The sequence below is a fragment of the Acinetobacter sp. YH12072 genome, assembly GCF_013419565.1.
Taxonomy (GTDB): Bacteria; Pseudomonadota; Gammaproteobacteria; order Pseudomonadales; family Moraxellaceae; genus Acinetobacter.
Window position 1 is genome coordinate 54,450 of the sequence record NZ_VOZV01000004.1, and the last position, 25,024, is coordinate 79,473.

General features: G+C 43.5%; 22 protein-coding genes. 15 read left to right on the plus strand and 7 right to left on the minus strand.

Annotated elements, in window-relative coordinates:
- The first annotated feature begins 63 nt into the window (after nt 1-63).
- A complete protein-coding gene (locus tag FTU19_RS03035) occupies nt 64-567 on the plus strand; it encodes a hypothetical protein (protein WP_159123426.1) in 504 nt (167 codons plus the stop codon).
- A 48-nt stretch (nt 568-615) separates the two neighbouring features.
- Here FTU19_RS03035 and FTU19_RS03040 read toward each other — a convergent pair whose 3' ends face one another.
- Complete coding sequence (locus tag FTU19_RS03040; RefSeq protein WP_180025237.1) at nt 616-2,037, minus strand: phosphate--AMP phosphotransferase; 1,422 nt, start codon at nt 2,035-2,037, stop codon at nt 616-618.
- Nucleotides 2,038-2,243: 206 nt separating this feature from the next.
- Between FTU19_RS03040 and FTU19_RS03045 the strand changes: the two genes are divergently transcribed.
- The 6 genes from FTU19_RS03045 to FTU19_RS03070 all read left to right on the plus strand — a co-directional run bounded on the left by FTU19_RS03045 (nt 2,244) and on the right by FTU19_RS03070 (nt 8,127).
- Nucleotides 2,244-2,948, plus strand: coding sequence for a hypothetical protein (locus FTU19_RS03045; RefSeq protein ID WP_180025236.1), 705 nt, complete (start codon nt 2,244-2,246; stop codon nt 2,946-2,948).
- Between the two features lie 260 nt (nt 2,949-3,208).
- Complete coding sequence (gene ubiE / locus FTU19_RS03050; RefSeq protein ID WP_005232491.1) at nt 3,209-4,153, plus strand: bifunctional demethylmenaquinone methyltransferase/2-methoxy-6-polyprenyl-1,4-benzoquinol methylase UbiE; 945 nt, start codon at nt 3,209-3,211, stop codon at nt 4,151-4,153.
- A gap of 14 nt (nt 4,154-4,167) precedes the next feature.
- Nucleotides 4,168-4,881 (plus strand): SCP2 domain-containing protein, encoded by a 714-nt coding sequence (locus tag FTU19_RS03055; RefSeq protein WP_180025235.1) that lies wholly within the window; start codon nt 4,168-4,170, stop codon nt 4,879-4,881.
- A 12-nt stretch (nt 4,882-4,893) separates the two neighbouring features.
- Nucleotides 4,894-6,513: an AarF/ABC1/UbiB kinase family protein gene (locus FTU19_RS03060; protein WP_180025234.1), complete on the plus strand. Its 1,620-nt coding sequence runs from the start codon at nt 4,894-4,896 to the stop codon at nt 6,511-6,513.
- Nucleotides 6,514-6,671: 158 nt separating this feature from the next.
- Complete coding sequence (locus FTU19_RS03065; RefSeq protein WP_180031123.1) at nt 6,672-7,748, plus strand: patatin-like phospholipase family protein; 1,077 nt, start codon at nt 6,672-6,674, stop codon at nt 7,746-7,748.
- A 61-nt stretch (nt 7,749-7,809) separates the two neighbouring features.
- Nucleotides 7,810-8,127, plus strand: coding sequence for a hypothetical protein (locus FTU19_RS03070; protein ID WP_034703563.1), 318 nt, complete (start codon nt 7,810-7,812; stop codon nt 8,125-8,127).
- 36 nt (nt 8,128-8,163) lie between these two features.
- Here the strand turns inward: FTU19_RS03070 and FTU19_RS03075 are convergent, their stop codons facing one another.
- Together FTU19_RS03075 and FTU19_RS03080 are read right to left on the minus strand one after the other, a co-directional pair.
- Nucleotides 8,164-10,131, minus strand: a complete 1,968-nt coding sequence (locus FTU19_RS03075; protein WP_180130068.1) for a DUF2075 domain-containing protein — start codon at nt 10,129-10,131, stop codon at nt 8,164-8,166.
- Nucleotides 10,132-10,212: 81 nt separating this feature from the next.
- Nucleotides 10,213-12,564 carry a Tex family protein gene (locus FTU19_RS03080; protein WP_180130071.1) on the minus strand — a complete coding sequence of 784 codons (2,352 nt, stop codon included), beginning with the start codon at nt 12,562-12,564 and terminating at the stop codon, nt 10,213-10,215.
- 336 nt (nt 12,565-12,900) lie between these two features.
- On the opposite strand from FTU19_RS03080, the gene ompR reads away from it, so the two are divergent.
- The 4 genes from ompR to FTU19_RS03100 all read left to right on the plus strand — a co-directional run bounded on the left by ompR (nt 12,901) and on the right by FTU19_RS03100 (nt 18,060).
- Complete coding sequence (gene ompR, locus FTU19_RS03085; protein ID WP_004781707.1) at nt 12,901-13,665, plus strand: two-component system response regulator OmpR; 765 nt, start codon at nt 12,901-12,903, stop codon at nt 13,663-13,665.
- 310 nt (nt 13,666-13,975) lie between these two features.
- Nucleotides 13,976-15,436, plus strand: coding sequence for an ATP-binding protein (locus tag FTU19_RS03090; RefSeq protein WP_166134779.1), 1,461 nt, complete (start codon nt 13,976-13,978; stop codon nt 15,434-15,436).
- 205 nt (nt 15,437-15,641) lie between these two features.
- Nucleotides 15,642-17,159: an acetyl-CoA hydrolase/transferase family protein gene (locus FTU19_RS03095; protein WP_180052879.1), complete on the plus strand. Its 1,518-nt coding sequence runs from the start codon at nt 15,642-15,644 to the stop codon at nt 17,157-17,159.
- A 205-nt stretch (nt 17,160-17,364) separates the two neighbouring features.
- Nucleotides 17,365-18,060 carry a DsbA family oxidoreductase gene (locus FTU19_RS03100; RefSeq protein ID WP_180130074.1) on the plus strand — a complete coding sequence of 232 codons (696 nt, stop codon included), beginning with the start codon at nt 17,365-17,367 and terminating at the stop codon, nt 18,058-18,060.
- A gap of 61 nt (nt 18,061-18,121) precedes the next feature.
- Here FTU19_RS03100 and FTU19_RS03105 read toward each other — a convergent pair whose 3' ends face one another.
- Nucleotides 18,122-18,322 carry a dodecin family protein gene (locus tag FTU19_RS03105; protein WP_005232506.1) on the minus strand — a complete coding sequence of 67 codons (201 nt, stop codon included), beginning with the start codon at nt 18,320-18,322 and terminating at the stop codon, nt 18,122-18,124.
- Nucleotides 18,323-18,739: 417 nt separating this feature from the next.
- Between FTU19_RS03105 and FTU19_RS03110 the strand changes: the two genes are divergently transcribed.
- The 4 genes from FTU19_RS03110 (at nt 18,740) to FTU19_RS03125 (ending at nt 22,017) form a co-directional block, all read left to right on the plus strand.
- Nucleotides 18,740-18,907 (plus strand): hypothetical protein, encoded by a 168-nt coding sequence (locus tag FTU19_RS03110; RefSeq protein WP_171069961.1) that lies wholly within the window; start codon nt 18,740-18,742, stop codon nt 18,905-18,907.
- A gap of 256 nt (nt 18,908-19,163) precedes the next feature.
- Nucleotides 19,164-19,343 (plus strand): hypothetical protein, encoded by a 180-nt coding sequence (locus FTU19_RS03115; RefSeq protein WP_004781696.1) that lies wholly within the window; start codon nt 19,164-19,166, stop codon nt 19,341-19,343.
- A gap of 9 nt (nt 19,344-19,352) precedes the next feature.
- On the plus strand, nt 19,353-20,771 hold the full coding sequence (locus tag FTU19_RS03120; RefSeq protein WP_180130077.1) for a hypothetical protein: 1,419 nt from the start codon (nt 19,353-19,355) through the stop codon (nt 20,769-20,771).
- 94 nt (nt 20,772-20,865) lie between these two features.
- Nucleotides 20,866-22,017 (plus strand): hypothetical protein, encoded by a 1,152-nt coding sequence (locus FTU19_RS03125; protein WP_180130079.1) that lies wholly within the window; start codon nt 20,866-20,868, stop codon nt 22,015-22,017.
- A gap of 70 nt (nt 22,018-22,087) precedes the next feature.
- Here FTU19_RS03125 and FTU19_RS03130 read toward each other — a convergent pair whose 3' ends face one another.
- The 3 genes from FTU19_RS03130 to FTU19_RS03140 all read right to left on the minus strand — a co-directional run bounded on the left by FTU19_RS03130 (nt 22,088) and on the right by FTU19_RS03140 (nt 24,977).
- Nucleotides 22,088-22,360 (minus strand): hypothetical protein, encoded by a 273-nt coding sequence (locus tag FTU19_RS03130; RefSeq protein WP_159123438.1) that lies wholly within the window; start codon nt 22,358-22,360, stop codon nt 22,088-22,090.
- A 198-nt stretch (nt 22,361-22,558) separates the two neighbouring features.
- Entirely contained in the window at nt 22,559-24,478 is a 1,920-nt protein-coding gene (gene htpG / locus FTU19_RS03135) for a molecular chaperone HtpG (RefSeq protein ID WP_180130081.1), read from the minus strand.
- 154 nt (nt 24,479-24,632) lie between these two features.
- The gene (locus tag FTU19_RS03140; RefSeq protein ID WP_166134767.1) at nt 24,633-24,977 is read right to left on the minus strand and encodes a lysozyme inhibitor LprI family protein; all 345 of its coding nucleotides are present in this window, start codon (nt 24,975-24,977) and stop codon (nt 24,633-24,635) included.
- Nucleotides 24,978-25,024: the final 47 nt, after the last annotated feature.

Sequence of the window (25,024 nt, forward strand, 5' to 3'; positions counted from 1 at the left end):
TGAAAAAAGCATCTTATTGATGTTTGAACAGAAAAAAACAACATCTAGCTTTAGGTAATGCCCATGAAATTAGACAAAATTCCAGATCGTATCGATCCAAGTTTAGATTTAGACAGAATTCGCAACGAGTGCTTAGAGCTAACCAAAAAACGTGCCTATTATTCTGCCGGAGCAGCTGTGATTCCGGTGCCATTTCTGGACGTGGTCATTGATGTCGGCATTCTGTCGCAACTGATTCCGGAGATCAATGCCCGCTTTGGTCTGGCCCCTGAACAGATCAGTGTGTTTGATCCTGCAACCAAACAGGTGCACTGGAATGAACTGCGTAAACGCGGAATCGAGTTTTCCGGTCTGGTGGTAGCACGTACAGCAGTCAAAAAATCTTTGAACAATGTTGCAGCGAAAGTGATCACAAAGCAAGTCACAAAATTCATTCCACTCGGTGGTCAACTGGTAGCCGCGAGCCTCGGTTATTTTGTCATGAAAAAAATTGCTGAAGCGCATGTGGAAGATTGCTATCGCACAGCAAAAAATATTCAGCAAAAACAGATTGCTCAAGGCAAATAAATTTCCCGCCCCATTTTTTATCCCCAAACTTTTCAAAACTCAGGCAGATTAATCTGCCTGAAGCTGCTTTAAAATTGTTTTTAAAATTTCGACCCGAGCGGTGTTTTTATCATCAGTGGCAATAATGTGCCACGGTGCCTGTTCTGTCGACGTACGTTCAAACATGTCGGCTGCTGCTTCTAAATAATCATCCCAACGTTCCCGATTACGCCAGTCTTCATCAGTGATTTTAAAGCGCTTATGTGGGGTGTCTTCACGCGCCTTGAAACGGGCGGCCTGCTCTTCCTGGGAAATCGCCAGCCAGAATTTAATAATTACGGTTTGATGGTTAATCAGGCTCTGTTCAAAACGGTTAATTTCATCATAGGCCCGCTGCCATTCTGCCGGACTGGCAAAACCCTCTACCCGTTCTACCAGCACCCGACCATACCAGGAACGGTCAAAAATACAGATATCATCATCAGTTTGCAGCTTGTTCCAGAAACGCCATAAATAAGGACGATTCAGTTCATATTTTTCGGGCGCACCGATGGTCTGGATTTCATATTCACGGGGATCCAGCTTTTTCACAATCCGCTTGATCGCTCCGCCTTTGCCTGCTGCATCCATCCCTTCAAACAGCAAAATCACATTGCGTGGGTCTGAGCGCAGCGCCTTGGCCACCTGAGGAGACAGTTTTTTCAGTTCCGCCTTATAGTCCTCTGTCTTGGCAAGCTCTTGCGAAGGATGCTGCAATAATTCTGGAATTTTGGCTTGCTTCCATCGTCCTTTGGCTCGAACCGGATGATTCGGGCAATGTCTTAGCGCCTGCAAAATATGCTGCGCAAACTGCTGGTCACGCCGTTTTTCATCTTCTCCATCAATGATCAGCCAGTCGTCGTCTTTAGTAAACCGCTCTCGCAAACGCTGCACGGTGTCGTACTTTTTTTTGTCGCGCCAGTCCAGGCCATGCAGTTTGTGCCACTGCATTTCACTCGGATCCATCTGATCCAGGCGTTTTTGTAGCGTTTTCCAAGGCAAGTCGAACCAGACCTTGACCACATCAACATAGTTATTTTTTAGATCCTGCTCAAAGACACGCATATCTTCCAGATAGGCATCAAACTGGGCATCATCAATGGCACCAGTCTGCATGGTGGTTCTGAGCAGATCGCTGTACCAGTTACCAAACAAGACCATGATCTGGCCTTGGGCAGGAATAAACCGTGTATAGGGTTGCCAGAAGGTCTGTTTTTCTCCTAATACTTGCGGCTGATCGGCCTTCACCTGCAAATAACGAGGATCTACCCATTCACGTAACTGTTTGACTGCTTCGCCCTTACCTGCCAGCTCGATTCCATTGACCAGAACAATCAGGCTTTTGCCATTTTTCTGACCTTGGGTTTTTCTCAGATCATACTGGGCATTGATCAATACAAGGGATAGCTCGTCTTCATCCATTAACTGGAAAATTTGTTCTTCTGTACGCATGGAGATCCCTCATCTTTTATTCTTGTGGGCAGTATAGCGAGGAGTCTGAACGCAAAAATAGCATTAGCAACGTTTTTCACACGATTAGATTGTCTGTTTAAACAGCAAATTGACATTCAAATAAGGAATCATTGTTCAATTTGTCATAGCGAGATTGCGCCACACCCTCTAAGATTCTGAGATCGAAAAATCATATTTGAAAATACATGTCCAAACTTGCCCGATTAGATGAACTCTTAGAACAGTATTATCAGCTGAAGTATCACACTCAGCCTGAAATTTTAAGCCGTTTACAGGATGTGCAGGCATGGCAAAAGGCACGGATGCAGCGTAGCCATCATCAGTATTTTTCTGAAAAAAATAACCAGCTGATGGCCGAATATTTCCTGAACCGGCTCTACGGTGGCCCGGACTTCGACGCACTGGCCGAGCAGATTGCCCGACTGATGAAATATGCGCACAAGGCAGAAAAAATGATTCCGGAAAATGCCCTGAAAACCGGAACCTCAGGTGTCGAACTGGCGATTCTGGCGGTACAGCTGGATGAACAGGTCGCAATCCAGCTTTTAGAGGATTATCCTGCCAACGCACCATTGACCGATGAAATGATGCGTGTGACCTATCTGAAACTGGATCAGGGTGAGGCGCGCTTGAAACAGCTGGCATTGCTGGATCAGCTGGGTGTTAGCCTGGATAAATATATGCGTTCCTTTGTGGTTTATACCGCCTTCAAGATGTGTAAAGGCGCAGCCAATAAATATCATTTTCAGGTGATGTATGAGTTTATGCAGGACGGTTTCCAGGCCATGAAACCGTTAAAATCGGCAGAAAAATTCGTGCATGACTTTACTGCAATTGAACGCGGCATTATTGAGAAGGTGCATTCAGGTGATCCAACACCATTCCAATAATAGATTCCTTTCCCATCCATGATGAGGAAGGCTTGCAGTCCTGCCTGATCCTGATATTTTCAGGTTTTTAGGGCAGGCCATCGCCAGTGATAAATCATATGAATTATTCGATCACTGGCAGTGAAGATTTCCGCCCATATTCCTATTTTTCTGTATATTATTCATAACAATTGCATCATGATTGCTGAATAACATTCAAGAATCTGTCATTATGCAGGCAATGCAAGATTAACCCGATTGATATGTTAGGAGTGACTCCAATGTCGAATGAAAATCAAACGCCTACCCCTACACCCGAGTCGGCACAACAGACAGACAAAGTGAGCCCATTCTTAACCACTCCGCTTCCGCAAGGCGCTCCACAAGGTCAGCAACAATCTCTAGAACAACGCCTGACCGATACGCCTGTGACTGGAACTGTCCCTAAATATAACCTGCCACGCGGTGCCAATACCGGTAACGTCGGTCCAACCACGCACTTCGGCTACAAGACTGTGAGCAGTGACGAAAAAGCCCAGAAAGTGGCTGAAGTATTCCATTCGGTGGCCAGCAAATACGATATCATGAATGACCTGATGTCATTCGGCATTCACCGTCTGTGGAAACGTTTTGCGATTAATATGTCAGGCGTGCGCCGTGGCCAGCATGTGCTGGATATTGCGGGCGGTACAGGCGACCTGGCCAAAGTATTTAGCCGTGAAGTGGGCCCTACCGGTCATGTAGTACTGTCTGATATTAACGAATCCATGCTGAATGTTGGCCGTGACCGTCTGATTGATGCCGGCTGTACCAATGTTGATTTCGTTCTGGCGAATGCGGAAACATTAGAACCATTTGCCGATAACAGCTTTGATCTGGTAACGATTTCTTTTGGTCTGCGTAACGTCACCGATAAAGATGCAGCACTGGCTGCGATGTATCGCGTACTTAAGCCAGGCGGTCGTTTACTGATTCTGGAATTCTCTAAACCAGTCTTCGAGCCATTCTCAAAACTGTATGACCTGTATTCATTCACCGCTTTACCAATCATGGGTAAAATCGTGGCGAATGATTCAGAAAGCTATAAATACCTGGCTGAATCAATCCGTATGCATCCAGACCAGCGTACTTTAAAAGGCATGATGGAAAATGCTGGCTTCCAGAACTGTGATTACCACAACCTGACCGGTGGTATCGTTGCCGTTCACCGTGGCTTCAAGCTTTAAGGGTCGTACCCGATATGTGGTCACTTCTCGCCCTCGGTGCTGTTGAACGCCTGATTCATCATATGATTGATCTGGATGCGATTACCCGCATTCAGCTCAATACTTTGGCTGGCAAAATGCTGCGGGTGGTCATTACTTCACCGCAGCTGTCCGTCGATGTCTTCTTTGATGAGGGCAAGGTTCGTCTGGAACCAACGCCAACCGGTCATACTGAAGAATCTTCGATTTTTGAACAGCGCCCTTATGAAGCCAATAGTACTCAAATTCCTGAAGCAACGGCGACGCTACAGGTGAATAATGTCGTAGAGCTGCTTAAGCTGCTGCTTGCTGATGAAGTCGGCAATATTCCGCTGCAAGGTGACTATAAAATTCTGCAAGAAATCCAGCGTATTATGCAGCAGGCTGAACCTGATCTGGCGGCGCATTTAAGTCCCTGGATTGGCCCTGCGCTGGCACATGAAATCGGCAAATTGCAACTTGCGCCAAAATATTTGAAGCGTACGTTGCAAAGCCAGTTATTTTTCGCTGAAGATGCCCTGAAAGAAGATAGTGGTCTCTTTGCCCCGCGCTGGCAAATGGATGACCTGAATCAGGATACCCGTATCCTGAACCAGAATTTGGATCGCGTCGAAGCCAAAATCCGTCAGCTTCAGGCACAGATTGAATCTGACGATTCTACTGATCAGCCATTTACTCCTGCTACACCTCATATTCCTTCTCAATACTAGGTACACCGCTTTATGATTCCGCATGTTTCACGTTTACTCGAACTTTGGCGCATCGCCGCGCACTATAGACTCGACACGTTGTTTCCTGCGGAAGAACTTCCTGAGAAAGCCCGACATATTTTATCTTTGATCCGTATGCATCCGGCAGCCTGGTCCAGCCGTGAGCGTAAAAACCCGCTCAAGCTGAAACTGGCATTGGAAGAAATGGGACCACTGGCAATCAAGCTGGGTCAGTTACTTTCGACCCGTCGTGACCTGATTCCACCTGAAGTGCTGCAACAACTGGTTCTGTTACAGGATCAGGTCAAACCCTTTGATAATGATATCGCCAAGATGCGTATTCAGGAATCCTTAAAAGCGGATGTAAATACCCTGTTCGCCCGATTTGATGTTCAGCCACTGGCAGCCGCCTCGATTGCACAGGTGCATACCGCAGCCCTGCATGATGGCCGTGAAGTGGTCGTCAAAGTGACCCGTCCGAATATTCGACAGCAGATCTTGCAGGATTTTGAAATTCTAAGCTGGCTGGGTGATTTTCTGGAGAAGCGTCTGGAGGCAGCGCGTGCCCTGCATTTGTCTGAAATTATTCAGGACTATCGCCAGATCATTCTGAATGAGCTGGACCTGACGCTGGAAGCGGACAATACCCGCCGTATGCGTCATTACTTCACTGGCTCCAGCATGATGTATGTGCCTGAAGTTTACATGGACAGTAAGGACGTGCTAGTAGCAGAACGGATTACCGGTGTTCCGATTTCAGATATTGCCACCTTTGATGAACTGGGTATGGACCGTGCTGATCTGGCACGTAAAGGTTTAACTATCTTCTTTACTCAGGTCTTCCGCGACAACTTCTTCCATGCGGACATGCATCCAGGCAATGTCTTTGTCGAAACTATCAATCCGGCCAATCCGCGCTTTATTGCGCTGGACTGCGCGATTATGGGAGAGCTGTCTAAGCATGACCAGATGACCGTAGCACGTATGCTGTTGGCGGTCATGAACAGCGACTTCATGCAGCTGATTCAGATTGTGCATCAGGCCGGCTGGATTCCACCGGGTACCGATCAGGACGCGCTAGCACGCGAAATGCGTCGCACCGTGGGTCCAATGGTCTCCAAGCCGATGCATGAACTGGATTTTGCCGGGATTCTGATTCAGGTCATGGACATCGCCCGTCGTTTCCATCTGGAAATCCCGCCACAACTGATGTTGTTACTGAAAACGCTGGTTCATGTAGAAGGTCTGGGAACAGACTTGTATCCTGAACTGGATATCTGGAGTCTGGCGAAACCCATCCTCACCGATTGGGTCAAAGCCCAGATGAATCCGCAAAAGAATATCAAGGAACTCGGACAAAAAATCCCGGATCTGCTTTTGGGCGCGCAGGACCTACCGACCCTGATGATCGACAGCCTGAACGGTCTGAAAAACCAGTCCGCCTGGCATGCCAAGCAGCTTAATGAATTGCAAAGCATGCGCCTGCAAATGGAACATCAGCAAAAACGTAGCTGGATTTTTGGCAGCATCATGGCTATCCTGCTTTCAATTGCGATCATTTCACCATGGTTTGTGTCAGTGATTTTGATCGTACTGGCAAGCGTACTCGCAGTCTGGCGGATTGCAAAATAACTGAAATAACCTTCTTAAAAGACCTGACATTGTTCAGGTTTTTTTATTTTTCTCCTTCCCTATGACTGCAAAGTCACCTTAGGGTATATCTTGCCATTGGGCTTTGTGACCAGATGCTTAAAATATGTCCTCATTGGTCAAATATGGGTTGAACCTTTATGCAGATTTTACAAAAACATGCGCCTGCTCTGAAAATCCGCGCTGGGCATCAGGCTCGTGAGCTGATTCTGAAAGAAGGTTTGCAACCCGAACAGGTCGATATTGTGCCGGGTGCTGCAGGTGGCCCCAAGGGTATTGGCATTCAGGGACTGGATCAGGCCATTTTTGGCGAGTTTTTCCCCCGTGCCCCTCAGCGTAGAACGCTAGTCGGTTCATCCATTGGCAGCTGGCGTTTTGCCAGTGTCGCGGCGTGGGGAGCCAAAGCAGGCACTGAACGTCTTGCCGACTTGTATACCCATCTGTACTTTCACAAGAAAATGACTCGCCAAGAAGTCAGTGACGTTTGTCGTGGCATGCTGCTGGATCTGGTACAAGGCAAAGAAACCGATCTGGTGAATCATCCAGATTATCATCTGACGGTATTGTCGATTAAAGCCCAGCACATTTTCCAGAGTGACAAGGCGCTCCCCCTACTCGCCTCTGTAGCTGGCATTGTGGGAACTACCGCTGTAGCGCGTAAACATAGCCGCCATTTTATGCAACGTGTGATTAGCCAGCCGAATACCGGTGAACAGTTTAAAATTGCCGATGATGGATTTACTACACATTATCACGCCTTGACTGAGCAAAGTGTTTTGTCCTGGCTGATGGCTTCTGCCTCTATTCCGGGCGTGATGGCAGCAGTCAATAATATTCCGGATGCACCGCAAGGTTATTATCGCGATGGCGGTCTGATTGACTATCATATTGACCTGCCTTTCCAGAGCAAAGGCATCGTGCTGTATCCGCATTTTACTGACAGCATTACTCCCGGCTGGTTCGATAAACTGTTTAAACGCACGGCACGCCCGGAAAATCAGGCACGAACTTTGCTAATTTCACCCTCTCAGGAATATTTGCAAAGTTTGCCTTTGGGTCGTTTACCGGATCGTAAGGACTTTACTTTGAAAGGTTTGGATCAAGCCCAGCGGATTCAGCTCTGGAAGCAATGTATTGCAGAAAGTCAGCGCTTGGGAGATGAATTTCTGGAACTAGTCGAGAAGCAGAATTTTGCCGATGTGATGCAAAGTCTGTAATGGGCGCAGTCTGTCCGAATTGTTTGTATAATTGCCTTAATTTTTTGAACTGTTGAGATTTATGCAGAAATTTTTAGTGATCCTGCAATATGCATGTATAGCCTTTGGACTTTATCTGATTTATAGCGTTACCATGTCGCTGTATACCCAGCAATTTGAGCTGATGGAACTGGTGGCAGATATTGGCACCATTCTGATCTGTCTGGATTTGGGTGTGTTTTTATATACCAGTAAAGGCAAACAAGGCATCACCATGGAAGAGTATGCTAAACAGCTAGAACAACCACCGTCTAAACTGGTTTATGTGACACGTAAACTGGGACATCTGGGTATTTTATTGATTATTACCAGCTGGATTGTTCCGATTATTAATAGTTAATCCAAAATAAAAAACCTCCCGATTGGGAGGCTTTTTTTAAATTTCTTTGAGATGACAGGCTTTTAAAAATTGATATGTTGAATCATACAATTCACTCGGTCTGGTCCAATCATTATCATCTACATTCGGTAGGTAAATCACCACTCCTTGACGCGCACGAGTCAACAAAACACGATAAGTATTCAGTAGATATTTTTGCTTTTCCATCTGATTGATGTTCTGCCATTTTGTTCCTTTAAATGCTTGATAACACCAACCATCCTTAAAGTAAAAATTAATATCCCACGCAACACAGCAGTAATCTAATTCTAATCCTTGAACATCAAATTCTGTGGCGACATCTTCTAAGTAATATGAAGAACGTACATCAATTGTAGAATTCAAAAACCAATCAGATGGTGTGATTTTATTTTTAACATCAATCCCCTCTGCTTTGAGTCTTCTTGCGCCTGAGCTCGCAACCATGCCGTAACGCTCTGTCCCTTTAGCTTGTTGTTTTAGCCACGACTTGGCTCTTTCCAAGTTCCTTGTTAAAACAATTGGATAGGATTCTATAACTTGGCTATAAATATGTTGTGCTTTCGTCGCATCCCCATCTAAAATTGCTTGGACAAGTTCAGCAACTCTTTCACTTCTAAACGACCTTACTGATACCGCCAAATGTAAATCAGGTTCTTTATTACCATACTGAATTAAATGATGCTTTCGGCTTTGATCTTGTATATAGACACGATCCTCTAAAATTTTCTCAGAATAATAAATCTGCCATTCAGGATAATGCTGTTGTAAAGCATCTAACCATTCGATAACCCCTGCTTCTCCAGTGTTAATCTCTTGACCGCCACCGATCAAACAAATAATCACACACCAATCTGTGTGCCGATCCATTACCTCAATCAAAAATTGTGGTTCAGATTTATCAAAGCTCTGAATTCCCTTTTTTTGCTTCATAAAGTTAGAAACTTGTTCTTTGCGCCAAGCTCTTTGTGCCTCATCAAATACTACCACCTTTTCAATAGGAGCTTCTAATGACCTTAAGTACTCATCTCGAAAGTGATGGATATTTTGAATAAAAGCTTTTGCTTTTCTTTCAGCACTTGATCTGGTTTCAAGTTGACCTTCAGTTTTTGCTGTTTCGACTGTTTGTCGAATCAGCGCTTCCCTTAGCACATCAACAAGTGGGCCATTGCCCGAGAGAAAAACTGAATGTTCTGATTCGTCTTTTTTTAGTCGCTGGTTAGCAATATTCAGCCCTGCTAATGTTTTTCCAGCACCCGGTACTCCTGTAAGAAAACAAATTGCCTTATGTCGTTTTTCTTTTGTTGTTTCAATAATATGTTCAATACGTGCTGAAGTTATTTTTAAATTAATCGCCCCTGCATCACTTCTGGAAATATCTTCAACTTGATGTCCTTGATAAAGTGCTTTCGCTGCTTCAATGATTGTGGGTGTCGGTCTATAGCTGGCTTGATTCCACTCTTGGATATTAATGTCCATACCCACATCATAATGCGCAAGAGCCTGTAGAATCATTTGGTTTAAATTGTACTGATGACAACAAATGGGTGCTCCAAGATCATCTACATCCTCCCAAATGATCTCTTGTGTATCCGCTTCAGTAACTATAAGAATTGGAATAATTTTTTTATCATGACTTTGTGAATGAAAATTCTTTAAATCCAAGCAATAATCAATCACCTGATTTTTTGCAGTTGTAGAGTAAAAACTTTCCCCAACCTTAAACTCAATAACAAAGATTAAATTACGAATAATCAGAATATTATCAGCACGCTTCCCCATTCGAGGAATGCTGTACTCAAAGTAAAGATGACCCTTTGCTATACCAACTAAATTTGCTTTTAAAATATCTATTTGTGCTAACCAAGCATTTTTCTGTAAATCTTCAAGTGCAAATTCATGATGCTGTGCCAAATTACCTAAGATTAAGTCATTTGAGCTAGATAAAAAATCTTGGATGGAACTTTGATAATAACTTCTTAGCATTTTTAGATTCTTTGAGATTTTTTAATATTGTCGATACGAAAAACCTCCCTTTTGGGAGGTTTTTCGTTTAGAGCCTAAAGATTATTTCGAACCTTTAATCCCTGCTTGCAATAACAATGCCCCTAAACCACCAATTTTATTTTCTTGTGGTTTAGTCGCTTGAGGTTTTTTGCCATGCGGGCGATCACCTTGCGGACGCGCATGCTGTGGACGTTTACCTTGTGGCTTGCGCTCACCGCGTTGCTCATTGTCACGACGTGGTTGACGTGGTGCTTTCGCTGGCGCTTCCGAACCTTCAGGACGCATCGACAGATTGACACGGTTACGTTCCACATCAACGTTCAGTACACGAACTTGTACGATTTGACCTGGTTTTACCACTTTATGCGGATCAGCCACAAATTCATTGGCTAATTCAGAAATATGTACCAAACCATCCTGATGTACACCAACATCCACGAAAGCACCGAAGTTAGTCACATTGGTGACTACGCCTTCCAGCTGCATGCCTTCAGTCAATTGAGCCACTTCAGTAATATCATCACGGAATTTTGCGGTACGGAATTCTGGACGTGGGTCACGGCCTGGTTTTTCCAGTTCAGCTAAAACATCTTGAACGGTTGGCAGACCGAATTTATCATCCACAAACTCTTCAGCATTGACCTGACGAATGATTTCAGTATTACCAATGATGTCTTTAACAGTCGTTGCTTTCGCTTCAACAATTTTAGATACCAGTGGATAAGACTCAGGGTGAACTGCAGAAGCATCTAATGGTTCTGAACCTTGCTGGATACGCAAGAAACCCGCTGCCTGTTCAAAAGTACGTTCGCCTAGACGTGGCACTTTTTTCAGATCCTGACGATTGTCAAAACGGCCATTTTCTTTACGGAAGTCCACGATTTGCTGCGCGATTGATTTGTTCAGACCTGCGATATAACCCAGGATCGCAGCAGATGCAGTATTTACATCCACACCGACCGAGTTCACACAGTCCTCAACTACTGCTTCAAGAGTTTTTGCCAGACCGGTCTGGTTTACATCATGTTGATACTGACCTACACCAATGGATTTAGGATCGATTTTCACCAGTTCAGCCAATGGATCTTGCAGACGGCGCGCAATTGATACTGCACCACGGATCGATACATCCAGTTCAGGCAATTCCTGAGAAGCCAGTTCAGATGCTGAGTAAACAGAAGCACCCGCTTCTGAAACAGAAACACGAGTCAATTTCAGGTCGCTATTTGCAGCCATCATTTCAGCAACCAATGCTTCAGTTTCACGGCTTGCCGTACCATTACCGATTGCAATCAGGTCAACATTGAATTCGCGGCAAAGACGTGCCAATTCAGTCTGTGAACCTTCTTTATCATCTTTCGGTGCAAATGGATAAATGGTGCTATGTGCCAATACATCACCTGATTCATTCACCACTGCCAGTTTTACGCCAGTACGGATACCAGGATCTACGCCCAGTGTCGTACGTGCACCTGCAGGCGCAGAAAGCAGTAGATGACGCAGGTTTTCAGCAAAGACCTGCATTGCTTCAGCTTCAGCAGCCAGACGTTTTTCAGTCAATAATGAATGTTCGATCGTTGGACGAACTTTACCAAGCCAGAACAGTTTCGCAGTATGCTTTAAGAAATCCTGACGGGATTGCGGCTGAATGGTATCCAGGTTGTATTCAGTTTCAATACGTGCCAATGGTGCATCATCTTCACCATCTACTTTAAGGCCCAGTACATTTTCCTGACGGCCACGTAGCATTGCCAATAAACGATGAGAAGGTACCTTGTTCAGATTTTCAGAGAAATCGAAGTAATCACGGAATTTTTTACCAACTTCTTTTTTCTCTTCGCTAGCGACCAGACTTTTCAGCACGGCAGTTTTAGCAAACATTGCTTTAAGCTCAGTGGTCAACGCAATATTCTGCGCCCAGTCATCAATCAGGATATGCTGGATCGCATTGAGCTGGCTTTCCTGATCTGGATAATCTTCATGGCTAAAGCCCGCTAAAGCTTCTGCTGGATCCACGGCTTCAGTAAAGATTTTTTCTGCAATCGGACCTAAACCGGCTTCTTTGGCTTTAAACGATTTGCTGGTACGTTTTGGACGGTATGGTGCGTAAATTTCTTCTAGGGCATTTTTAGTTTCTACCGCATTCACCCGTGCCAATAAATCATCAGATAATTTATTTTGTTCTTTTAGTGATTCGATCACCTTTTCACGGCGTTCATATAAATCACGCAAATACGATAAACGTGTATCGAGCTGGCGTAGTTGCGTATCGTCTAAGCCCTGCGTTACTTCTTTACGGTAACGTGCAATGAAAGGAACGCTGGCACCCTCATCAATCAGTTTGATGGCAGCTTCTACTTGATTTGGACGTACGGCAAGTTCTTTTGCCAACTGCTGAACTAAGTCAGTCATCGTGTTTGATCCCACAAGGATAAGTACTAAATGGCATGATTATAAAGACCAGGTCTATAAAATCCACCATTGTTTTTATTAATTTATATAAGCTTCAGATAACCGTATACGATCGTTTTCCAGTTTTTCCACTAAAGTTTGCATGAACTTTGCTTTTTATTCTTGTTCCGGGACGATTTTTTTCGCATATAGATGTATATATTTGGTATCTATGTCTTGATTTTAACTGCAATATTTGATGCTTTAGAGCATAGTCAATTAATAGTAATGAATCGTATACTCAAAGCATATTTCATTTTTTGTTTATGACGACAATAAAGAATAAAGGAGCACCTCATGAGTTTAGTGGTACCTGCTGAAAAACCCGATGCTGTACATACCGAAACCGACCGGGTCGAGCGCATCCTGGTTGTCGATGATGATGTGCGTCTGCGTACCCTGTTACAACGTTTCCTTGAAGATAAAGGCTTCGTCGTTAAAACTGCGCATGATGCTACCCAGATGGATCGACTATTACAGCGGGAACTGTTTTCTCTGATTGTGCTCGATTTTATGCTGCCTGTAGAAGACGGCCTCAGCATCTGTCGTCGCCTACGCCAGTCGAATATTGATATTCCAATTATTATGCTCACTGCACGTGGTAGCGATTCGGATCGTATTGCGGGTCTGGAAGCCGGTGCCGATGATTACCTGCCTAAGCCATTTAATCCAAATGAATTGCTGGCACGTATCCGTGCAGTTTTGCGTCGTCAAGTTCGTGAAGTGCCAGGCGCTCCTAGCCAGCAAATGGAAGTGGTGTCGTTCGGCCCATGGTCACTGGATCTGTCCACTCGTACTCTGACTCGTGAGGGCCAGGTAGTGACCCTGACCACTGGTGAATTTGCGGTATTGAAAGCGCTGGTTCAGCATCCACGTGAACCTTTAACGCGTGACAAACTGATGAATCTGGCACGTGGCCGTGAATGGGGTGCGATGGAACGTTCAATTGACGTTCAGGTATCACGCTTACGTCGTTTGATTGAAGAAAACCCTGCCCGTGCGCGTTATATTCAAACCGTTTGGGGTGTCGGTTATGTGTTTGTTCCAGATGGTGCTGAATAATTTTCTTATTAGAAGAAAGTAAAATATTCGTCCGTCTATCAATTTAGTTTTTAATTACGTGACAAATTCATTCGCAACTGTTTGAGGCAGGAGGTATTCATCTCTAATGTTTCTGCGATAAATTGATTACTTGCCGCAATTTGACGAGTTTTGCGAATGAAAATGGTTTTGCCTACTTTTGCCGAAACAAAAGTAGGTCGAACCGAAGGTTTCAACCTATATCTAAATTACAGATGGTTTGACTCCGGTGTGATAAGGCCTTTTAATCAACTCATAATAATTTGCTGAAGTCATAGCACAGGATTGCTCAGTGAAACTCGACCCCATCGACCCACAAAAATTTACCGATTTTGTCAGCTACTCAGAAAAAAAACGCACCCCTTGGGAACGCTTTCTGGACAAAATCAAACCGCGCTCTGCAGCAATGCGAACCACTGTACTGGTGGTCTTTGTGGTCTGTTTCAGCCTGTTCATGTCAATCTGGTTTTTCTGGCGCACACTTTATTTACCTGAAATTCAGCAACACGCGCGTTATCTGGCCATGGAGCTGGAAATTCTCAATAATCCGGACCTGCGTCTTTATCATAAAGAACAGGAAGTCGATATTGATACCTGGCTCAAAAACCGGATCGGAATCGAATATGTCACCAATCCGGCTGAATATCCGAATGTAAAAGACAAGGTCATTGCCGAATTCTTTACTAACCAGATTGAAACCAAACTGGCCAAAGAATTAAGAATCGAACAGGCAACCGTTTATTTCCAGTTCAAGCCAAGTCCACGCATCTGGATTCAAACTCCAGAAATGAATGGCAACTGGGTACGTGAGCCTCTTAAAACCTATGCCAACTATAGTCCTGAACTGATTCTAGGCTGGCTGTTGGGTACGCCACTCATTGCTGGCATTATTATCCTGACCCTGGTGCGTCAGCTAAACCGTCCTTTACGCCGCTTGCAGAATGCAGCAAACAGCTATAGTAAAAATGGTTCCGCTCCTTATCTGGATACCAATCATGGTCCGCTGGAAATCCGTCAGGTGAATCATGCCTTTAACCAGATGATTTATACCTTGGATCAAACCGAGCGTGATCGTCGAATCATGCTCGCGGGGATTTCACATGACCTGCGTACACCGTTGACCCGTATCCGTCTTAGCGCAGAAATGATGCCGGATGAAGACTTTCTCAAGGAAGGCCTGATTTATGACGTCGAGGATATGGATGCCATTCTGAACCAGTTCATTTCCTATATGCGGGATGGTTCCGATGAAGAGCTGCAAGAAACCAATGTCAATGTACTGTTGCAGGAACTGGTCAAGCAGTTTAAGCCACTTGATATTCGCTTTACACCTCAAGAGATACCGCTGGTTGAGGTACGCAGCATGTCGCTGAAACGCCTGATTGGTAACCTGATCAACAACTCAAAACGCTATGGTGCGGAACCGATCGAGCTGGCGGCCTATGTGCAGGACCATAAACTGATGATCAGTGTGGCCGATCATGGTGAAGGGATTCCAGAAGACCAGATTGAAGCACTGATGCAACCCTTTGTTCGTGGAAATTCTGCGCGTACCGTACAAGGCAGTGGTCTGGGTCTGGCAATTGTCAAGCGTATTGTTGATATTCACTCAGGTGAGCTGCATATCCAGAATCGGCCTGAAGGCGGTCTGGAAGCCATTATCGCCTTACCCCTGAAAACAGCAGATTCCGAGGCACCCGCTGCCCCAACCACCTTAGATAAAATTCGTCAAACGCTCACTGATCACTTCTAGTAAGTGATCATAAAAGCAACAAACGACTTTTTAGTATTTCTATACAATTCATTTTAATTTTCAATAATTCAATCATTTAAAAAACATCATTTTTCATTATACCTACATTTAGCTAAAAAATTAGACCTTAGCCTAACACCTATGCAAAATACATTTTTTGATCGGTACAATCCGTATCATTATTTAAGAATTTATGAGAGTTGAAATGTCTTTAGATCGTATCCGTTTAGCCTCCCTACACAACAAAGTCATCAGCCCTGAACAAGCTGCTGAATTCATCGAAGATGGTATGACTGTGGGTATGAGTGGCTTTACTCGCGCTGGTGAAGCGAAGGCGGTTCCTTTAGCTTTGGTACAACGCGCAAAAGCAAATCCACTGAAAATCACGTTGATCACAGGTGCATCACTAGGGAACGATCTAGACAAACAACTGACTGAAGCAGGCGTATTGGCACGTCGTTTACCATTCCAGGTCGATAGCACTTTACGTAAAGCGATCAACAAAGGCGAAGTGATGTTCATCGATCAGCATTTGTCTGAAACAGTTGAGCAGATGCGTAACCAGCAGTTGAAAAAACCTGATGTGGCGGTAATTGAAGCGGTTGCGATCACTGAAGATGGCGGCATCATTCCAACAACTTCTGTAGGTAACTCTGCAAGTTTTGCAATTTTTGCCGAGAAAGTGATTGTTGAAATCAACACGAATTTAAGCCCAGCGTTTGAAGGCTTGCACGATATCTACATCCCGACGTATCGTCCAACGCGTCAAGCGATTCCATTGACTCAAGTTGATGAGCGTATTGGTACGCATGCGATCAATATCGATCCATCTAAAATTGTTGGTATTGTATTTAACAGCGAATTGCACGACTCTCCATCTACTGTAACTGCACCAGATGATGAGACTCAAAGCATTGCTAACCATTTGATCGCTTTCTTTGAAAAAGAAGTAGCTGAAGAGCGTTTACCGAAAAACCTCGGACCTCTTCAAGCAGGGATCGGTTCCATTGCAAACGCCGTATTGACGGGTCTGAAAGATTCAAACTTCGAAGACTTGATCATGTACTCAGAAGTACTACAAGACTGTACGTTTGAATTGATCGATGCCGGTAAAATGAAGTTTGCTTCAGGTTCTTCTATTACACTTTCTGCTAAATATGGCGAAAAAGTATTTAACAACCTTGAGCACTACAAAGACAAACTGGTATTACGTCCACAGGAAATTTCAAACCATCCTGAACTGGTACGCCGTTTAGGTATTATCGGCATAAACACTGCACTTGAGTTTGATATTTACGGTAACGTGAACTCAACTCACGTATGTGGTACCAAAATGATGAACGGTATTGGTGGTTCAGGTGACTTCGCGCGTAATGCTCACTTGGCGATCTTCGTAACCAAATCAATCGCGAAAGGTGGCGATATCTCTTCTGTAGTGCCGTTTGCTTCACATATCGACCATGCAGAACACGATGTTGATATCCTTGTGACTGAACAAGGTCTGGCAGATCTTCGTGGTCTGGCGCCACGTGAGCGTGCACGTGCGATCATCGACAACTGTGCCCACCCAATGTACCGTGATGCATTGAATGACTACTTCGACCGTGCATGTGCGAAAGGTGGCCATACCCCTCACCTGCTTCGTGAAGCATTGTCTTGGCACTCTAACTTTGAAGAAAATGGTCATATGCTTGCAGTAGAAGCTGCAGTCAAAACTGCTTAATTGACCGCTTCAGAAAACGCCCCACGGGGCGTTTTTTTATGGGAAAAATAATAAATAAACAAAGACAAATCTATCCATAAGAATCTGATCAGCTTAACTTCTTAAATATTTTGAATGATTAAACTGCACTTAGTCTGGATGCAGGGCTTTAAATTCCAGTTCTTCACCCTCATACTTCTAACAAGACAAAGATTAGAGACATGACATGCGCGTAGATATTTGGTCAGATGTGGTCTGCCCTTTTTGCTATATTGGTAAAAAACGGCTGGAAGCTGCTGCAAAGGAAAGCGAGATTGAACTTGAAGTCCATTGGCATAGTTTTCAGCTAGATCCTGAAGCACCAGTCCGTCAGGAAATTTCCAACTCTGAACGTTTGGCACAAAAATATGGCCGTTCAGTGGCAGAAGTTGAAGACATGCAGCGCAATATTGCAGCCATGGCTAAACAGGAAGGCATTGAATTTAACTGGGAAGGTGCCAACTCTGGTAATACCTTGAATGCGCATCGCATCATTCACCTGGCACAAAGTAAAGGCTTGGGCAATGAAGCTCAGGAAGCTTTTTTCTATAGCTATATGACGCAAGGCCTGCCGATTGGTGAACGTGAAACGCTGGAAGATGTTGCAGCGCGTATTGGCCTGAACCCGGTTGAAGTGGACGATTTACTCGACTCGGATGAATTTGCGGACTTTGTTAAATTTGACCAGGAAGTGGCGCGTGACCAGCTCAAAGTTACTGGTGTTCCGTTCTTTGTATTTGATCAACGCATTGCTTTGGCAGGTGCTCAGCCGAAAGAAGTCTTTTTACAAGTTCTTGAAAAAGCTTTAGAGGAGCCACAGCAACAACCAGCAGCTGATCAGTGTTCTACAGATGCTTGTGATGTTCCTGAAAAGCCTCAATAAACACTAAATCAAATCAAAAAATCCCCATTCAAGATGGGGATTTTTTTATGAATGATGTGAATTATTCAACCAGAAAACTGATCTTTAGATTGACACGATATTCGGTAATTTTATTGTCATTAATCACGACTTTCTGTTCATTGATCCAGGCACCTTGAACATTTTTAATCGTCTCTGTGACTTTCGCGATGCCAGTCTGAATTGCATCCTCAAAGCTTTTACTACTGCTTGAATTAACTTCTACCACTTTTGCAATTGCCATGATTCAACACTCACTCTGTGAAGATAGAAGCATTCATCTTAGTTGATTTAAATTTCTCTACAGCTCTTAGCAAACAAGTGATAGCAAAAACTTACAGGGAATGAACAAATACTGATCTGCCCTTACTGCTTTAAAAAAATTTAAATCTGGACCTCTAGTTTTAAATAATCAACAAATAAATGTTTGTTTAAAAGCTTCTAAAACATCTAAAAAATGTATAAAAAACAATCCAAAACTATCTAGAGTAAATATTCTAATACATTGTTTTATAGAGTATTTTATCTAAATTTAGTTGCTTTTCTTGCCGATTTGATCATTTTTTATTAATTGCCATTTGATATTATTTTTCACGTGATTTAGGACTAACTTTTTTTCTTGTTCAAGCTCTTGAACACCCAGATATCAAAAGGTCATGTTATGAAAACTGTTAAATTTTTATGCGCAGCAACTGTGATGGCTTTTTCTCTACAAGCTTCAGCACAAATGGCTCAAGTGGTTTATCTTCCAGATTTCCCTGTGAGCAAAGCACCAGTTGAAACTGTAGCAACAGATACTGCAAATGCAGAAACTGAAAAAGCGGCTTAAGTCTTTAAGCGAAATCTCCCAGCAGGCTGAATTATTCAGCCTGTTTTTATTTCAGGGCTCCAAAAATCTAACTTGTTCTTCTGTTTAGCGAGTATTAAGAATCTCATTATTTTTTATTTTATTTTGATTTCGTTCACTTTTTATTCAAAAACAACTACCAAATTCGCTTAAAAAATACTCAAAATAATCAAGTATTTTGTCAATCAGATGCTTATAATCAGAACCTGATCTTTTATGGATTTCAGACTTTCTTGTTATGAACCAGCTTCAAGCATTAATACAGGGAAAAATTTCTCCGCAGGCAATTTCTGTGGATTTTTTGATTGAAATGGCTGAGCGTTATCCAGATCCCAACTCTACCGAATACAAACTGGTAGAACTTGCGGTCAATATGATCATGGCCAAGTCACTGGATAAAGCACTCAAATATATCTAGAGAGCTAAAATGAATGCTTTAGAAAAAGCAAAGTTAATTAAAGAATTAAATGAATTGGGGCAGCAACTAGAACATAAATCCCTCAGTTTATATGAAGCCGCCCGAACCAAAAAACGACTCCAGGATATTTTTCATCTCTGTGATGAACCTGTTTTTAAAAATCAGATTTTAAGTTTTAAATCCCGTGTTCAGCCGGAGATGGCAGCGCATCAGTTTGCAGCAAGCACCCAGTTTCATCACCGTTATCGCGGTTATTTCAAGGATACTGTCCAGTTGCAACAGGCACTGACTGCGCATAGAGAAACAGGCTGGGCCTTTTTGCATCAGCCACAACAAGGCTGGCAAATCTGGCTGGGTCCTGTAGAGCAATCTGATTTTTTACATAGTGAATGGGATGAATTAGCAAATTGCCATCACTGGCTTTTGCAGCAACAGCAACAAGACGCATATTTTCCTCTCGATCCCCAACTGGATATTCCGGCTTTATCTGTTCAGGATGCCGAATTCAATACGCTTACCCTAGAAATCGCGCGTTATCATCAGGGCAGTTTGCAGATCCAGACCAAGATCACTGCACCTCAATTGTCTAAAACAATTAAACCTGATTTAGACAGAGCAACTAGCGAAACAGAAGAAGCTAAAACAGCTGAGCTGTCTATAGAAATAGACAACACGGATAGTTCATCCTCTATTTTGATAATAGATGAAAATATTAATTTTCCTGAATCTATACAGCTAGGTAAATTCTCTGCCCTGCTGCATCCCTTAGAACATGCTGGAGCGACTATACGGCGTCTCTGTGCCCTAGAATTACAACCGACTGTCTCCCAACCGGCCGATCTGGAAATAGCGCTATATTATGCCGAGGAAGAGCACTGGCAGGCACGTCCTGTTTATCTCTCCATGCAGACCGATCAGCAAGGGCAAGGTCTGAAATATCTGATGCTCTTAGGCGCACCGAGCCTCTTGCAGGCCAATTCCTGTATCCAGCACTGGGGCACGCAACGTGGACGGCGTTGTATAGAGATAAAATCCATATCATGGGCAGCTTTAGGTGCCTGTCTTGATCAGATAGATCTTTTCAGTGAAATATATCTGCAACAAGCCGAAACGGTCTGGATGCCTGAGGAAAGCTATGCCTATATTCCGGCTCGGTGTATTCATCAAAAGAAATTTATTACTTTTGAGGAAGCGCCCGCTGATTTTTCTACTCCAATTTTATTGCTACAGGAACATCAGAAAATTCGGGTGATTCATGGAGAACGTCGCCTGGCATTGTCCAATCAGGAAATCGCTTATCCTTATTTAATGCTCAAACGTGATAAGGATTTGAATTGGCAAAAAATTCATCAAATTGTTTTAGGATTGTCACAGCCGGTACGGGTTTTAGATCTTTATATGGCAATTCAGGCACAAATCATTAAATAATTGATGTAGTTATGTAGTTTATCCTTGCTTTTTTTCCTTATTTTTTAGAAAACTAGCGCAGTAAATAAAATACGATAAGAGCAAGAATCAACTCATGCGAATAAACCAAATTACTCGAATCTTATTGCTATCACTTGGCGTGGGATTAAGTAGTAGCCCAGTTTGGGCAGAAGCATCTCCTACAGAACCTGCAGAAACAGAACAGCCTACAGGTACAGGTACAGGTACAGGTACAGGTACAGGTACAGGTACAGGTACAGGTACAGGTATTTTAGATCAGATTCCACGCTTGATCGATGCCACGCCTACGATTTTACCTGAACAGTCAGACGAAGCGATGGTGCCCACCACTGAGGAAACAGAAGATAAATCTTGGGCTGACAAAAAGCAGAAAAGAATCCGTGAATGGGCAGACCGCACCGCACATAAGATTGATAACTGGTTTGGCCAGACCAACCCGGATGAGCCAGCAACTGCGACTTTGCGAATCATCCTGGATAATAGCTGGGACAAATATGAAAACTATGAAATCAAGCCGAGGATTCGAGGAAAAATCAAGCTTCCAACCTTGGAACAAAAGTTAAGTCTGGTCTTTGGTGATGACAGCCTGGATAACGAACTGGATAGCAATGTCGCAATTACCAATGAAAATCCTGGCAATGCCCGGGATAAAAATCTGGATATTCGCCGTACCCGTGAAAACAACAGCTCGTTTGCACTACGCTGGTCAGAATTTTCAAATGGCCTACCTTTCGATAGCGATCTGGATCTGGGGGTACGTTCTGGGGATGATATCTATGTACGGGCCAAAATCAGTAAAGACTGGGCGATGCAGAATGACTTCTCTTTTCATGCCGAACAGATTTATCGCTATGGATTGCAGAGTGAAAATTATTTGCGGACCAACCTGGAACTGATCCATGCTCGTCCCAATGAGGCCTTTTTTTCCAATCAGTTAAGTTTAACCTATGCAGATGAGCAGGAAGACGATTTGACCTGGGACAACTATACCTTCAGACAGCATCAATTTTTCCAGGGCAACCGCTTTAACTATGGCATCTATACGGGCGGCTATCTGGATGATAAAGATTTACGCTTAAATCGCTGGGGACCTTATGTGTCCTGGAGACAGCCTTTCTTACGTGAATGGTTCTTTGTGCAAGGCGACCTGAACTATCTGAATGATGACCGACTGGACCGAAGCCATTATCTGGGTGCAATGGTACGTCTTGAGGCCATTTTCTAAATTTGAACAAATCCGAAACTATAAAAGCCCATAAAATATGGGCTTTTTAATGTCTGAATCCAATAAGTTTTTATTGGCGGTGCTCAACCGTTGTAAAGGCAATTCGATCACTACGAATCATACGTTTTTGCTGCAAAGAAGGCTGTTCCATCTGTGGCATATTCCATACCGCGCGGTCGGTACGCTGCATTCGTTTTACTTTTGGCGCTTCTTTTTTCATGGGTGCCTGAAAACTAATACGATCGCTACGAGTCACTTTTTTGGACTCAGTATCGGCCATTGTGGCTGCGCTCATTGACATCAGAATGACTGTACTCAGACTCATCATCAGTGATTTTTTCATGGCAGAATTCTCTAAACTTAATAATCGCTATTATAAATTAATATATAAAATATTATCTATTTTTCAGATTTAAAACTTAAAGGTATTTTTTTATTCTGGCTATCGCTTTTTTAAATCATTAAAGGGGAATCCAAGTTTTAAGCGCTAAATTCAGAACATAAAAAATCCCTCCGTAGAGGGATTTTTGAAATATAAAAATTAACCCAACAATAGACTGTTAATACGTTTTACATACTCAGCCGGATTTTCTGGTAGACCACCTTCTGCAATCATTGCCTGATCAAAGATCACATTGGCCAGATCATCAAACTGGGCAGAACCTTCCAGTTTTTTCACCAATGGATGTTCCGGGTTAATCTCCAGAATCGGCTTCACATCCGGTACAGGCTGACCTGCATCTTTCAGCATACGGATCAGTTGTGGAGAAAGCTCCCCTTCCCCTGTGACCAGACAGGCTGGTGAATCAACCAGACGAGTCGTTACACGTACTTCTTTGGTTTTGTCTTTCAAAGAATCTGTCAGCTTTTCAACCACAGGTTTGAACTGTTCAGCAGCAGCTTCCAGTGCTTTTTTCTCTTCTGCATCTTGCAGATCACCTAGGTCGACTGCACCCTTAGATACGTTTTGCAATGGGGTACCATCAAACTCATGCACGAAGTTCATTGCCCATTCATCGACGCGTTCTGACATCAGCAATACTTCAATGCCTTTTTTCTTGAATACTTCCAGTTGCGGTGAGTTTTTCGCAGCATTCAGGCTTTCAGCGGTAATGTAGTAAATCGCTTTCTGGCCTTCTTTCATGCGTGCTTTATAGTCTGCCAATGAAGTGCTCACCTCATCATTGGTCGAAGTTGCATAGCGCAGCAGTTTCAAGATGCGTTCGCGATTACCGAAATCTTCACCCAGACCTTCTTTCAGCACCGCACCAAATTCGCGGTAGAAAGTTTTGAAGTTTTCCTGATCTTTTTCATCTTCAGATTTTGCCAGATTATCCAAAGTGGTCAGAATACGGCGGGTATTGCCTTCACGGATGGTTTTCACATCACGGCTTTCCTGCAGCAATTCACGACTCACGTTTAATGGAAGATCAGCACTGTCTACCACACCCTGTACAAAGCGCAGATAGTTTGGAATCAGGTTATCTGCATCATCCATAATGAACACACGTTTCACATAGAGCTTGATGCCAGCTTTGGCTTCACGGGTAAAAATATCCTGTGGCGCTTTGCTTGGGATATAAAGCAGTTGGGTGTATTCAGTACTACCTTCAACACGGTTATGCGCCCAAGCCAATGGTGCAGTGAAATCATGGGTCAAGTTCTTATAGAATTCGGTATATTGCTCTTCAGTAATCTCAGATTTATTCCGAGTCCACAGTGCACTAGCGGAGTTAATCGCTTCCCACTCATCGGTCTTCACATATTGACCGCCTTTTGGTGTTTCACCTTCAGCAGCTTCTTCTTCCTGCCAGACTTCTTTTTGCATCTGGATTGGCAGGCTAATGTGATCTGAATATTTATTAATGATCTGTTTGACTTTATAGCTTTGCAGATAATCCAGCGCATCTTCGCGTAGGTGCAGGATAATATCGGTACCACGGCCTTCTTTGGTGATCTGTTCAACTTCGAACTCACCGGTACCGCCACTGATCCAGCGTACTCCTTCTGAGACATCTGTACCGGCACGACGTGATTCTACAGTAATCTTGTCAGCCACGATAAAGCCTGAGTAGAAACCGACACCAAACTGGCCAATCAGCTGCGCATCAGCTTTCTGATCACCCGTCAGTTTTGACATAAAGTCTTTGGTACCAGATTTGGCAATCGTCCCCAAATTTTCAATGGCTTCTTGCTGGCTTAAACCGATCCCGTTATCTGAAATGGTAATAGTTTTATTTTCTGGATCGAGGCTGACACGTACGCGGAGGTCAGGATCATTTTCATAATATTCAGGATGGTTGATCCCTTCAAAACGTAATTTGTCACACGCATCTGAAGCATTAGAAATTAATTCACGCAGGAAAATTTCAGGATTTGAATAAAGCGAATGGGTCACAAGGTGCAGTAACTGCGCTACCTCAGCCTGGAAACTGTGTTTTTGTACGCTTAAATCGCTCATGAATCACTCCTATTATTTTAGATACAGATGTTAACTGTTGCCTATATGAATGGAGTGAGTTCAATAATTTTCAATAGCCTTAAAATAATTTTTTCGCAAAAAATATTTTTATGGCTTTCATTTTTATCAGTTTAATTGATGGGATGGACAAGACTTAATAAGGCCCCATTTTATAGATACGATCAAAATGCAGATCCAGCTGCTGCTGACGCATGTTATAAACCTGACTCAAGCAGGATATGGATTCCTGGCAACGGTCACGAAACTGCAGCCATTTCACCTGATCGCGTTGAATCACCGAACGTGTTCCCATCGGCACCATACGGCGCAAGATGTTATAGCTGGTACTCATTTTGACATCAGCATCATTCAGCAAACGATGTTCACAAATTGTTTTCTCAGTCGCGGTTGTCGCTTTCTGACAATTAAAACTGGCAGCATAACTCTGTGAAATAAACAGCGTGCTGAAGATCAAAAGACTCTTCGACAAAAAACTCATGCTTTGATCTTCCTTATTATTAAGTCGTATTCAATTAATATTTACTT